General features: G+C 72.7%; 9 protein-coding genes and 1 pseudogene. 6 read left to right on the forward strand and 4 right to left on the reverse strand.

All coding sequences use genetic code 11. The features are described 5' to 3' along the window. The first annotated feature begins 95 nt into the window (after positions 1 to 95). The 4 genes from CTZ28_RS08725 (at position 96) to CTZ28_RS08740 (ending at position 5136) form a co-directional block, all read left to right on the forward strand. Positions 96 to 587, forward strand: coding sequence for an NUDIX hydrolase (locus tag CTZ28_RS08725; protein ID WP_259471513.1), 492 nt, complete (start codon positions 96 to 98; stop codon positions 585 to 587). Between the two features lie 200 nt (positions 588 to 787). Further along, on the forward strand, positions 788 to 2536 hold the full coding sequence (locus CTZ28_RS08730) for a TIGR03767 family metallophosphoesterase (protein ID WP_121888691.1): 1749 nt from the start codon (positions 788 to 790) through the stop codon (positions 2534 to 2536). A gap of 113 nt (positions 2537 to 2649) precedes the next feature. Next, positions 2650 to 3798, forward strand: coding sequence for a serine hydrolase domain-containing protein (locus CTZ28_RS08735; RefSeq protein ID WP_183154308.1), 1149 nt, complete (start codon positions 2650 to 2652; stop codon positions 3796 to 3798). Between the two features lie 141 nt (positions 3799 to 3939). Continuing rightward, positions 3940 to 5136: a glycosyltransferase gene (locus CTZ28_RS08740; protein WP_121888692.1), complete on the forward strand. Its 1197-nt coding sequence runs from the start codon at positions 3940 to 3942 to the stop codon at positions 5134 to 5136. A 65-nt stretch (positions 5137 to 5201) separates the two neighbouring features. On the opposite strand, the gene CTZ28_RS08745 is transcribed toward CTZ28_RS08740, so the two are convergent. After that, positions 5202 to 6239 carry a hypothetical protein gene (locus CTZ28_RS08745; protein WP_121888693.1) on the reverse strand — a complete coding sequence of 346 codons (1038 nt, stop codon included), beginning with the start codon at positions 6237 to 6239 and terminating at the stop codon, positions 5202 to 5204. A 193-nt stretch (positions 6240 to 6432) separates the two neighbouring features. Continuing rightward, positions 6433 to 9012: an aminopeptidase N gene (gene pepN, locus CTZ28_RS08750; RefSeq protein ID WP_121888875.1), complete on the reverse strand. Its 2580-nt coding sequence runs from the start codon at positions 9010 to 9012 to the stop codon at positions 6433 to 6435. Between the two features lie 150 nt (positions 9013 to 9162). Between pepN and CTZ28_RS08755 the strand changes: the two genes are divergently transcribed. Next, on the forward strand, positions 9163 to 9807 hold the full coding sequence (locus tag CTZ28_RS08755) for a DsbA family protein (protein ID WP_121888694.1): 645 nt from the start codon (positions 9163 to 9165) through the stop codon (positions 9805 to 9807). A 75-nt stretch (positions 9808 to 9882) separates the two neighbouring features. Here the strand turns inward: CTZ28_RS08755 and CTZ28_RS48095 are convergent. Further along, positions 9883 to 10210: pseudogene (locus CTZ28_RS48095) on the reverse strand (carbohydrate kinase); the annotation flags it as partial. A 142-nt stretch (positions 10211 to 10352) separates the two neighbouring features. Beyond that, on the reverse strand, positions 10353 to 10994 hold the full coding sequence (locus CTZ28_RS08765) for a superoxide dismutase (RefSeq protein WP_121888695.1): 642 nt from the start codon (positions 10992 to 10994) through the stop codon (positions 10353 to 10355). A 261-nt stretch (positions 10995 to 11255) separates the two neighbouring features. Between CTZ28_RS08765 and CTZ28_RS08770 the strand changes: the two genes are divergently transcribed. Next, entirely contained in the window at positions 11256 to 11837 is a 582-nt protein-coding gene (locus CTZ28_RS08770) for a biotin transporter BioY (protein WP_121888696.1), read from the forward strand. Positions 11838 to 12778: the final 941 nt, after the last annotated feature.

A 12778-nucleotide genomic window follows, 5' to 3' on the forward strand; every position in this document is an offset into this window, starting at 1 on the left:
GATCGTTAACGCGCACGGTGGCGGGATGCCGTCGCCCGGTCGCCCGTCCCGCCGGCCTGTTCCCGGCCGGGGTGCGCTGCGGCTAACGTCGGCCCGTGCGCAAGAGACTGAGGGTGGCGGCCTACGCCGTGTGCGTCCGTGACGGACAGATCCTGCTCGCCCGCTCGCCGGCCCCCGCGGGCCCGCCCGAGTGGGTGCTGCCCGGCGGCGGCATGGAGCACGGCGAGGACCCCTACGACACCGTGCGCCGCGAGGTGCGCGAGGAGACCGGCTATCGCATCGAGGTGACCGGCCTGCTCGGCGTGGACTCACTGCGCCGGACGGCACCGCGCCGCTTCGGCCGCACCGTCGACCACCACGGCGTACGGCTCGTCTACGAAGGCCGGGTCACCGGCGGCGAGTTGCGCAACGAGGTGAACGGCTCCACCGACCTGGCCGCCTGGCAGGAGCTGTCCGCGGTGGCCGGTCTGAACCGGGTGCCGCTCGTCGACACCGCGCTGCGGCTGTGGCGCGAACGCCCGGCCGCGGGACGGCCCGAGGCATCACCCGCCGACCGTCCCCTGCCCCCGCAGATGAACACGGAGTGACCGTCCCCCGGCCACCCGGGATCCGCCGCATGACCACGCACCGTACAGCGTGATCCACGTACGGTGATCGGCGCCGCCTGTTGCCGCCTCGTTCACGCGCAGGTCACCCCCGATGCCAAGCATCCAGAGCGAGCGGGTTGTTCGCAATGGCGATCACCCGCGACCACTGCCGACGCGTTCGCACTCGGGGAGATCGCGCCATGTCGCGCCTACGCTCTGTCGCCACCTCCGCGCTGGAGGTCAACCGCCGTACCGTCCTGGCCGCCGTCGGAGCGGTGTCCCTGTCCGCGGGCGTCGGCTACGCCCTGCGCCCCACCGACAGCGAGGCCGCCACCACCTCCGAGGCGCCCCTCGCCTCCTCCCGGAAGGCGCCCTCGCCACCGCTCGCCCCGTACACCAGGGGCACCACCGTCGACTCCGTCGCCGCCCCGCAGGGCGGCTCCGGCTACCGGCGTCTCGGTGCCGGGCCCGGCTGGCCGCGGGTCGTGCGCGAGGACCTGGCCGCGCCCAAGTCCGGCCGCGCGGACCGCCGTACCCCGCTCGCCGCGTTCGTGCAGCTCACCGATCTGCACCTGATGGACGTGCAGCACCCGCTGCGGCTGGAGTTCCTGCGTTCCACCGACCCGCACGCCTGGCGCCCGCACGAGGCGCTGACCGTGCCCGGGGCCGTCTCGCTGGTCGAGCGGGTCAACGCGCTGCGCGGCGCGCCGGTCACCGGGTCGCCGCTGCACTGCGTCATGACCACCGGCGACAACACGGACAACAACGCCCGCTCCGAACTGGAGTGGTTCATGACGGTCATGAGCGGCGGGACCATCACCCCCAACTCCGGTGACCCGCGGCACTACGAGGGCGTCCAGAACAGCGGGCTCAAGACGTTCTGGCAGCCCGACTCGGTGCTCCGCGACCGGGACAAGGGCTTCGGGTTCCCGCAGCTGAAGGGCTATCTGGCGGCGGCGGTCCGGGAGGTCCGCAGCCCCGGCCTGAACCTGCCCTGGTACTCCACGGTCGGCAACCACGACGCGCTGCCGCTCGGCTGCTACGGCTCCCACGGCGACCCCTACCTCACCGAGTTCGCGGTCGGCGGCAGGAAGCTGATGAGCCTGGACGCAACCGAGGCGAAGAAGTTCCAGGACACCATCAAGAACGCCACCGACCCCCAGGGCGCGGGCTTCCGGGACCTGCTCAGGGCGCACGCGCGCGATCTGCGGTCGGTCACGCCCGACGAGCGGCGCGCCCCGTACACCCCGGCCGAGTACCTCAAGGCCCATCTCGACCCGGCCCACGCCGGAGCCGGGCCGGTCGGCCACGGGTACTCGGCGGCCAACGTGGACGCGGGCACCCAGTACTACGCGTTCCGCATCGCCGACGACGTGATCGGCATCAGCCTGGACACCACCGACCCGGGCGGCCACTACGAAGGCTCCATCGGCACGGCCCAGTTGAACTGGCTGGACAGGACTCTGCGGGACAACAAGGACGCGTACGCGATCGTTTTCAGCCATCACACCAGCACGTCGATGGACAACTCCCGCCCCGACCCGGCCCGCCCCGGCGAGCACCGGCACGACGGCGCCGCGGTCGTCTCCGTGCTCGCGCGCCATGCCAACGTGCTGGCCTGGGTGAACGGCCACATCCACCGCAACGCCATCACCCCGCACGCCGCCGCGGGCAACCGCTCCTTCTGGGAGATCTCCACCGCCTCCCACGTCGACCACCCGCAACTCGCCCGCGTGATCGAGCTGGTGGACAACAAGGACGGCACGCTGTCGCTGTTCACCACGCTCGTCGAGTCCGCCGCACCGCATCGCACCGACTACGCGGACCTGTCCCAGACCGGCCTTGCCACCCTCTATCGTGAACTGTCCTTCAACGCCCCGGGCGCCAACAGGACGCTCGCGGGCTCCGCGGCCGACCGCAACACGGAGCTGGTGCTGAGAAAGGGCTGAGCCACAAAAGCCGGAACGCGCTCAACCGGCCTGTGCTGAGGCAACCTCCGCCACCGCCCCGGTGTCCCTCCCCGCGACCCAGCTCAACGAGTCCAGCAGGTAGGGGGAACGACATGTCCGTACGTACGGCAGTGGTGGGAGCGACAGTCACGGTGCTGTCACTGGCCCTGGCGGGACCGGCACTGGCGGCCGTGCCCGCCGACGGCGCCGACGGAGCCGCCGGCCACGCGGCCACCCGCCGGGCCATCGAGGCCGCGGTCGCCGACGGCGTGCCCGGCGTCACCGCGGGGGTCCGGGACGCCCACGGCACCTGGTCGGCGACGGCCGGCGTCGGGGACACCCGCACCGGTGCCCCGCGTTCCGCCGCCGACCGCTACCGCGTCGGCAGCATCACCAAGACCTTCGTCGCCACCGTCCTGCTCCAACTGGAGGCCGAGGGCAGGGTGTCGCTGGACGACCCGGTGGACACCTGGCTGCCCGGGGTGGTGCGCGGCCACGGCCACGACGGTCGCGCGATCACCCTCCGCATGCTCCTCAACCACACCAGCGGCATCTACAACTACACGGCCGACGACGACTTCGGCCGCACCTACTTCCTCAAGGACGGTTTCTTCCGGCACCGCTACGACACCCTGACCCCGCGCGAGCTGGTGGCGATCGCCCTGCGCCACCGGCCGGACTTCGCGCCGGGCACGTCCTGGAACTACTCGAACACCAACTACGTCCTGGCGGGCATGGTGATCGAGCGGGTCACGGGCCGCCCGTACGCCGAGGAGATCGACCGGCGGATCATCCGCCCGCTGAAGCTCACCGGCACCTCGGTGCCGGGCACCCGGGTCTCCCTGCCGCGGCCGAGCAGCCGCGCCTACTCGAAGCTGGCGCCGACCACGGCGGGCCCGTCGTACGACGTCACACGGCTGAACCCGTCCATCGCGTCGGCCGCGGGCGAGATGATCTCCGACTCGGCCGACCTGACCCGGTTCTACCGGGCCCTGCTCCGCGGCGATCTGCTGCCCGCGCGGCAGCTGAAGGAGATGAAGACCACGGTCGAGATCGACGGCGTGCCGAACGCGGGCTACGGCCTCGGCCTCATGGACCGCACCCTGTCCTGCGGCGTCCACGTCTGGGGACACGACGGAGGCATACACGGCTCCGGCTCCTCGGCGGTGACCACGGCCGACGGCCGGCACGCGCTGGCGGTCAATTTCAACGGCGACTGGGCCGGGAACATGGACGCCGTGATCGAGGGGGAATTCTGTTAGACACCGTTTCGACGGTGTCGTGAGGCGTTAACACCCGCGCAATGTCCGTACCGCCTCATATCGGCTAACCCGCTGTTCACGGGGATGGCTCGAATCATGTGCAAGGCGGGTGGTCGTGTGCGCGCGACGCAGGGACTGCGTGTGCTCTCGGTCTACGAGGGTTTCTTCTCCGGCGGTGCCCGGATCGTCCACAGCGATGTCGTCCTCGGGCTGATGGAGGGCGGCCGGCAGCGGCACCGGGTGCTGTCCGTCCACGCCGAGGTGCACCGGGAGGCCACCCGGCAGCGCATGGAGGACGACACCTGCTATCGCGCGCTCACGGCCGGCGGCGTCCCGGTCGCCTCGCTCGGCCGCAGCGCAGGCCTGGTCGACGGGGCCGTCGCGGCGAGCGTTTTCAGCGGGCCCGAGCTGGCCGAAACGGCTCGGGCGATGGCGGGCGCGGACGTCATCCTCTCGCTGAAGGAGCAGCCGCTCGCCCTGCTGAACCAGGCGGGGCTGCCGCGCCGCCCGGTGGTGGTGTGCCTGCACCGCTCCGACCCGGAGAACCAGGGACCGGCCCTGGACGAGCTGAAGGCGGCCATCGCGGACGGCACGGTCGTCGCGTGTGTGTGCTGCGCGGAGTCGACCCGCGCCGCGTATCTGGCCGCCGGGATCCCGGCGGCGCTGCTGCACGTCATCCCGAACGGCGTGGACCTGCTGCGGTTCCGGCCCGACGCGGAGGCACGGCACGCGCTGCGCGCCTCGCTCGGCATCCCGGCCGCGGCGCCGGTGGTCGTCTTCGCCGCGCGCTACGCCGAGATGAAGAACGTCCCGCTGCTGCTGCGCGCGGCGCGGCTCTGGCTGGGCCGCGAGACCGACGGGCAGGTGCTGATGTGCGGGGCCGGCATGACCGGGGAGAACCCCGCCCTGTGGGCGGACATCGAGGTCGCGTTCGGCGCCGACCGGGCGCTCGCCGAGCGGGTGCGGCTGCTCGGGGTACGGCGGGACATGCCGGCGGTCTACGCCGCCGCCGACGTCGTGGCGCTCACCTCGTCCTCCGGGGAGGCCGCGCCGCTCTGCCTGATCGAGGGCATGATGTGCGGGGCCGTGCCGGTGACCACCGATGTCGGCGACGCCGCGGCCCTCGCGGCCGGGCACGGCTTCGTCACCCCGCCGGACCCGGGCGCCGTCGCGCTGGCCTGGTCGGGCGCGATCGCCGGCCGCGCCGACCTCGGTCCTGCCCTGGCCCGCAGCCGGGAACGGTTCAGCCGGACCCGGATGATCGCGGCGTACGCGGCCCTGCTCGACCGGGTGGGCCGCCCCGTCTTCCGCTCCGGGGAGCCGCAGCAGTCGCCCTGACGCCGGAAGGGCTGCGGGGAACGGCGCGACCAGCCACCATGCTGCCGCAGCCGACCGACGGCCCGTCACCGGGGCAGGACGATGACATGCGCGGCCGGCGGCCGGTCGCCGGCCGCCATCAGCGCGGTGCGGACCACCGTCGCCTGCTGCTCCAGCGACTCCCGGAGCTTCCGCGGGGAGATGTGGACGACCGTGATGCCGAGGCGCTCCAGGTACTCGCGCTTGCGCGCGTACTCCGACCAGAGGGCGTCCTCGTCCTGGCGCGCGGCCCGGGTGTCCAGCTCCACCGCGACCGCCTCCTCCGGCCAGTAGGCGTCCAGGTCGCCCAGGTGCGGGCCACCGGGCAGCCGCAGGTCGACGTTCCACACCGGGTCCGGCAGGCCGTACTCCCGGACCATCCGGTACAGGTGGTCCTCCGCGAGGGCCCGGCCCTCGGCCAGCAGCGAGTCCACCGCGTCCACCACGTGCGGCCGGCCGAGCAGCCTCGCCCGGCTCAGCTCCCGGACCACGGCGGTCGGCTCGCAGTGGCCGGCGCGGACCGCCTCGGACAGCAGCAGCCGCACGGCGCCCGCCTCCGAGATGTCCGCCACCGCGTCCGCCACGGCACGCGCCACCGGCGCCACCGGCAGGCCGGTCACCTGCCGCGGGACGGGCATGGTCGGCGTGCGGACGATGCGCACCGCGTCCGTCGAGCGCAGCCGCCGGGCGCGCGGGACCAGCACGTCGAAGCGCTCCAGGGAGGGCAGCGGGGGCGTCGAGGTGAAGCCGTGCAGGGTCAGCGCGGCCAGACCGGTGATCATCGCCTCCGTGTACACGGGGCTGTGCGGCTCCTCGGCGCTGGGCTGCGGCGGCACGCCCGACCCCGAGACGCGGGCCGCGTACAGCAGGGCCGCGTGCAGCCGCTCCTCGCTCGTCGGCAGTCCGGAGTACAGCAGGACCACTCCGGGCAGCAGCTGCCGCCAGGGGCCGCCGGGGCGGCACTGCTCGTTCAGCTCGGCCGTCGAGATGCCGTGCTTGCGCAGCTGGGCCGCGGTCAGCACCCGGCGGCGGACGTCGTTGAGGTAGTGGAGGGGGCGCGGGGAGAGCGGGGTGTTGTGGTTCATGACCTCCCGATTCCCTCCTGCTGACCGCTCCGTAACCGCTGTTACACGCTCGTCGACAAATACGGACAAGACGGCACTAAAGGACGGTTGTTCGGATGCCGAGTAGAGACGGAAAACCCCTGGTCCGTTCGGGTGCGGCCCAGGGGTTACGGCTGTTATTGACCGAATTCCGTAACGGTCACGGACGGACCGATCATTGGCCAAAGGTGCCGGCGTCGTGGGCCTGCCCGCGCAGCGCCCGCGCCAGGTCGTCCCGCGCCTCCAGCACCAGCCTGCGCAGCGCGGGAGCCGCCTCCCGGTGGGACTCCAGCCACGCGTCCGTCGCCGCCAGCGTCCGCGGCGAGTCCTGGTAGGCCGGGAACAGGCCCCTGACCACGTCCATGCCGATCTGGATCGACCGCTCCCGCCACACCCGCTCGATCGCCGCGAAGTACCGCTCGGCGTACGGCGCCGTCAGCTCCCGCTGCGTGGGCTGCGCGAACCCCGCGATGGTCGCCTCGACCAGCGCGTTGGACAGCGCGTCCGACTCCACCACCTGCGCCCACGCCTGCGCCTTGACCGCGGCCGACGGCCGGGCGGCCAGACAGCGGACCTGGTGCCGCTTGCCGGACGCCGTGTCGTCGCGGGCCAGCTCCGCCGCGAGCGCGGCCTCGTCGGCGGCCCCGTGGGCGGCGAGCGGCTCCAGGAACGCCCAGCGCAGCTCCTGGTCCATCTCCAGGCCGTCGATCTTCGCGGTGCCGTCCAGCAGCTCCCGCAGCAGCCCGAGGTCCGCCTCGCTCGACGCCACCGTCGCGAAGAACCGCGCCCAGGCCAGCTGGTGCTCGCTGCCCGGCTCGGCCCGCCGCAGCTCGTCGAGGGCGCCGTCGGCGACCAGCCACTCGCCCGTCGCCCGCCACTGCGGCGCCGCGTAGTGGACCAGCGCCGAGTTCGTCCACGCGTGCAGCATCTGCACGACGCCGATCTCGCTCTCACGGCCCGCGAAGCGCAGCACCAGCTCGACGAAGTCCCGGGCCGGCAGCAACGCGTCCCGGGTCAGGTTCCACAGCGCCGACCAGCACTGGGCGCGGGCCAGCGGGTCCGTCAGCGCGCCCAGGTGGTCCCGGAGCGTGGCCAGCGACGTGGCGTCGAGCCGCATCTTGCAGTACGTCAGATCGTCGTCGTTGACCAGGACCAGCTCCGGGGCCGCGGCGCCGGCCAGCTCGGCCACGACGGTGCGCGGGCCGTCGACGTCCGTCTCCACGCGCGCGTACCGCTCCAGGTCCCCGGCCGGGGTACGGCGGTACAGGCCCACCGCCACCCGGTGCGGGCGCAGCCGGGGATGCGACTCGGGCGCCTCCTGGAGCACGGCCAGTTCGCTCACCCGGCCCGCCGCGTCCAGCAGCACCTGCGGGGTCAGCGCGTTCACCCCGGCCGTCTGCAGCCACGCCCCCGCCCAGGCCGCCATGTCCCGGCCGCTGGTCTCCTCCAGCACCGACAGCAGGTCACCGAGCCGGGTGTTGCCGTACGCGTTCCGCTTGAAGTAGCGCCGGGCACCCTCCAGGAAGGGCTCCTCGCCGACGTACGCGACGAGCTGCTTGAGCACCGAGGCGCCCTTGGCGTACGTGATGCCGTCGAAGTTGAGCTTGGCGTCCTGCAGATCACGGATGTCCGCCGTGACCGGATGCGTGGACGGCAGTTGGTCGGCCCGGTACGCCCACGCCTTGCGGCGGTTGGCGAAGGTGATCCAGGCGTTGCCGAAACGGGTCGCGCCGACGTTCGCGAAGGTGCCCATGAAGTCCGCGAAGGACTCCTTGAGCCACAGGTCGTCCCACCACTCCATGGTGACCAGGTCGCCGAACCACATGTGCGCCATCTCGTGCAGGATGACGTTGGCCCGCGCCTCGTAGGACGCCTGCGTCACCTTGCCGCGGAAGATGTACTCCTCGCGGAAGGTCACCAGACCCGGGTTCTCCATCGCGCCCAGGTTGTACTCGGGCACGAACGCCTGGTCGTACTTCCCGAACGGGTACGGGTAGTCGAAGTGGTCGTGGAAGAAGTCCAGGCCCTGCTTGGTCACCAGGAAGACGTCGTCGTGGTCGAAGTGCGGGGCGAGGCCCTTGCGGCACATCGCGCCCAGCGGGATCTCCAGCCGCGTACCGTCCTCGAAGGTCCGCTCGTAGGAGTCGGTCACATAGTGGTAGGGGCCCGCCACCACGCAGGTGATGTACGTCGAGATGGGCTTGGTCTCGGCGAACCGCCAGACACCGTCGGCGCGTTCACCGGCCCCGTTGCTCCACACGGTCCAGCCCTCCGGGGCCCGCACCTCGAAGCGGAACGGTGCCTTGAGGTCGGGCTGCTCGAAGTTCGCGAAGACGCGGCGGGAGTCGGCCGGCTCGTACTGGGTGTACAGGTACACCTCGCCGTCCTCCGGGTCGACGAAGCGGTGCAGGCCCTCGCCGGTACGGGAGTAGGCGCACTGCGCGTCCACGACCAGCTCGTTCTCGGCGGCCAGCTCCTCCAGCACGATCCGGGAGCCGTCGAAGACCTCGCTGGGGTCGAGGTCCCTGCCGTTGAGCGAGAGCGCGGTCACGCTCGGTGCGATCAGGTCGGCGAAGCTGGCCGCGCCCGGCTCGTTGCAGCGGAAGCGGATCGTGGTGACCGAGCGGAAGGTGCGCGGCTCGGCGGCCCCGTCGCCGACGGCCGACCGCAGGTCCAGGGACACCTCGTACCCGTCGACGGACAGCAGGGCGGCCCGCTCCCGGGCCTCGTCGCGGGACAGATTCTCACCGGGCACGGGCGGCACTCCCTCGTTGGTGCGGCAGGACGGGGTTCGGCCGGTGCCGAACAGGACCGATCCTGCCATGTGCCCCTGACAGGGTCAGCAGGGAATGACGCGACGAGCGGATGCGTTGGGACCCTTATTCGCGTTCTCACGAGGAGTGACATGGCCGAGAAGACCCCCGTCGACTTCTGGTTCGATCCGCTGTGCCCCTGGGCCTGGATGACCTCCCGCTGGGTGCTGGAGGTGGCCAAGGTCCGGGACATCGAGGTCCGCTGGCATGTGATGAGCCTGGCCGTGCTGAACGAGAACAGGCTGGACGAACTGCCCGAGGAGTACGCCGAGAACATGCGCCCCGGCGGCAAGAGCTGGGGCCCGGTCCGGGTGGCCGTCGCCGCCCGGCAGCAGCACGGCGACGAGGCGGTCGGCCGGCTGTACACCGCCCTCGGCACCCGCTTCCACAACGAGGGCCTCGGGGTGAACCGCGACAGCATCGCCGCCGCCCTCGCCGACGCGGACCTGCCCGCCGACCTGATCGAGTACGCCGACAAGGACACCTACGACACCGAGCTGCGCGCCTCCCACAAGGAAGGCATCGACAAGGTCGGCCAGGAGGTCGGCACCCCGGTCATCGCCGTACCCGGCCCCGACGGCGAGGAGATCGCCTTCTTCGGCCCTGTGGTGACCCCCACGCCCCAGGGCGAGGAGGCGCTCCGGCTGTGGGACGGCACCCTCGCCGTCGCCTCCGTACCGGGCTTCTACGAGATCAAGCGGACCCGGACCAAGGGCCCCGACTTCAGCAACCTCTGAGTCACCCGGGCTTCGGCGCGGGGAAGCAGCCGCCGCCGTTCCAGTCGAAGCTGCGCTGGTGACGGCGGCAGCCCTCCTGGCCCGCGCCTCGGCGAGCCGGCTCAGGTGCGCCTCGTAGCCCCGCGCGTGGTAGGCGGCCCGGCCCGGGCCCGGTTCCACGACCGCCGTCGGCCGGGTCCGGGCGGCCTCGTCCAGCGCGACCCCGTACCGGCGCGCCGCCGCCGGCACCGCACCGCGCGCGGCGGGCGGCCCAGCACGTGCGCCGGCAGCCGCATCCGTCGCAGGGCGCCCGGATCAGGTCGGCGGGCGTCGACTCCAGTGAGACGCCGGTGAGTTCGGCGCGCGGCCGCGGTTCCACGAACGGGGACTCCTCCCCGGAGGGCGCGAAGTGCGGCTGTGCCCTGTGCCTGAGCGGGGCCGCCGGCCGGGCCCCGCTAACAGGACCGGCCCCGCGAGTTACGTCCTCGCGGGGCCGGTCCCTCACTCCGCCCGCCGCGTGAAGGGTGAGAAGACGATCACGAGGCGGGACGGTCCGGGGCGCGCCGTCAGGGCGCCAGCAGGAGCACGTCCGTGCGGGACCGGGCGGCCTGGTAACGACGGGCCACGTCCTGCCAGTTGACGACCTGCCACATCGCCTCGACGAAGTCCGCCTTCTGGTTCCGGTACTGGAGGTAGAAGGCGTGCTCCCAGGCGTCGAAGACCAGGATCGGGGTCGAGCCCTGGCCCACGTTGCCCTGGTGGTCGTAGACCTGCTCGACGACCAGGCGTCCGCTCAGCGGCTCGTACGCCAGCACGCCCCAGCCCGAGCCCTGGGTGGTGGCCGCGGCCTTGGACAGCTGGGCCTTGAACCCGGCGAACGAGCCGAACGACTCGGTGAGCGCGTCCGCCAGCTCGCCCACACCGTCCGCGGCCAGCGGTTCGCCGCCGCCGTCGCCGGTCATGTTGTGCCAGTAGATCGAGTGCAGGATGTGTCCGGAGAGGTGGAAGGCCAGGTTCTTCTCCAGACCGTTCAGCGCGCCCCACCGCTCCGTGTCGCGTGCCTCGGCGAGCTGCTCCAGGGTGTCGTTGGCGCCCTTCACATAGGCCGCGTGGTGCTTGTCGTGGTGCAGCTCGATGATCTCGGGGCTGATCACCGGGGCGAGCGCGGAGTAGTCGTAGGGCAGTTCAGGAAGCGTGTAGACGGGCATGGGTGGTCCCCTCCGAACCTCTTATTGCAAAGAGCTTGCAACTACAAGTTAGCAACAAAAAGCCCCCGTGTGCGCGCCGACGTGCGCCACGCCTCGCGCCCTCGGTGACCGTTCTCACGCCGTACCAGGTGTAACCCGCACACTTTGTATGGAGCCGACCAGCGCGCGGTTCCCGCCTTTGTCGAGCGCTGACGGTGATCCGGCCCGACCAGGCGGTATAGCGTCACGGTGTCCCCGTCTGCCCACACCCGCGGAGTCCTCATGAGCACCGCCACCGCCGACGCCCGTTCCGGCGCCGTCCTCGCCGACCTCCTGCCCTCGTCCCGCGTGCGTGACGTCGCCCTCGTGCTCGGCGGAGCCGCGCTCACCGGCCTCGCGGCCCAGCTGTCGGTGCCCGTGCCGGGCTCCCCGGTCCCGGTGACCGGTCAGACCTTCGCCGCCCTGCTCGTCGGCACCACGCTCGGCGCCGGCCGCGGCCTCCTCGCCCTCGCCCTGTACGCGCTCGCGGGCATCGCCGGGGTGCCGTGGTTCGCCGAGGGCGGCTCGGGCACGGCGGCCCCGTCCCTCGGGTACGTCTTCGGCATGCTGCTGGCCGCAGCCGTCGTGGGCGCGCTGGCCCGCCGTGGCGCCGACCGCTCGGTGCTGCGCACCGCTGGCACGATGATCCTGGGCGAGGCGATCATCTACGCCATCGGCGTCCCCTACCTGGCCCTCGCCACCGGCATGTCCGCCTCGGCAGCCATCGCCGCGGGGCTCACTCCGTTCCTGATCGGCGACGCCCTGAAGGCGGCCCTGGCCATGGGCGTCCTCCCCACCACATGGAAGCTCGTCAACAACCGCTGACCCCGTTCGTTGCCAGCACGGTTGCCGACGGGCCTTTGCCACGCCCACGCGACGCGAGCTGCTGCCGGGGCGGGGGTCCGGTCCGGGTTCGGCTGTCGTATCTGCTGAGGGCGGCAGGCCACCGCGCAGCGGCGCGAACCGCCGTCGGACCGGGGCCAGTCGACCGGCACGATCACCACGACGCCCGGCAGCACGCTGGATGATCTCCCGCACCCCCATCCGCTGCCGCGAGCGGCGGGTCACCAGCCGGCCGAACAGGTCACCGCGCAGCCGCCGACAAGCCCCTGGCAGGCCCGCGTGCCCCGAGCTGCTGCCGGGGCGGCGGTCCGGTCCGGGTTCGGCTGTCGTATCTGCTGAGGGCGGCAGGCCACCGCTCGGCCGAACGGGCCACCGCGCAGCCGCCGGCAGGCCCGTGCCACGCCCGCGTGCCCCGAACTGCCGTCGGGCCGGGGTCAGTCGGCCGGCACGATCACCGAGACGGCTGACGGCCGGCAGCACGGTCGTCCGGCCGCACGCTGGATGATCTCCCGCTCCCCCTTCCGCTGCCGCGGGCGGCAGGTCACTAGCCAGCCGAACGGGTCACCGTGCAGTCGCCGATGGGCCTCTGCCACGCCCGCGCGGCGCGAGCCGCTGCCGGGCCGCAGGCTGGATGGTCTCCCGCATCCCCATCGGCTGCTGCGGGCGGCAGGCCACCGCTTGGCCGAACGGGCCACCGCGCAGCCGCTGGCAGGCCCGTGCCACGCCCGCGTGCCCCGAACCGCAGTCGGGCCGGGGTCAGTCGACCGGCGCGATCACCACGACGGCCGGCGGCGACAGCAGCACGGTCGTCCGGCCGCACGCTGGATGATCTCCCGCACCCCCATCCGCAGCCGCGGGCGGCGGGTCACCAGCCGGCCGAAAACAGGCCACCGCGCAGCCGCCGGCAGGCCCGTGCCACGCCC

It is taken from the genome of Streptomyces shenzhenensis (genome assembly GCF_003688995.1).
In the GTDB taxonomy this organism is placed as follows: Bacteria; Actinomycetota; Actinomycetes; order Streptomycetales; family Streptomycetaceae; genus Streptomyces; species Streptomyces shenzhenensis_A.

What these genes read in the sequence shown, in the direction of transcription:
- CTZ28_RS08730 (WP_121888691.1), top strand. Translation starts at nt 788, where the DNA reads ATGTCGCGCCTACGCTCTGTCGCCACCTCCGCGCTGGAGGTCAACCGC.
- CTZ28_RS08735 (WP_183154308.1), top strand. Translation starts at nt 2,650, where the DNA reads ATGTCCGTACGTACGGCAGTGGTGGGAGCGACAGTCACGGTGCTGTCA.
- CTZ28_RS08745 (WP_121888693.1), bottom strand. Translation starts at nt 6,239, where the DNA reads ATGAACCACAACACCCCGCTCTCCCCGCGCCCCCTCCACTACCTCAAC.
- CTZ28_RS08755 (WP_121888694.1), top strand. Translation starts at nt 9,163, where the DNA reads ATGGCCGAGAAGACCCCCGTCGACTTCTGGTTCGATCCGCTGTGCCCC.
- CTZ28_RS08765 (WP_121888695.1), bottom strand. Translation starts at nt 10,994, where the DNA reads ATGCCCGTCTACACGCTTCCTGAACTGCCCTACGACTACTCCGCGCTC.
- CTZ28_RS08770 (WP_121888696.1), top strand. Translation starts at nt 11,256, where the DNA reads ATGAGCACCGCCACCGCCGACGCCCGTTCCGGCGCCGTCCTCGCCGAC.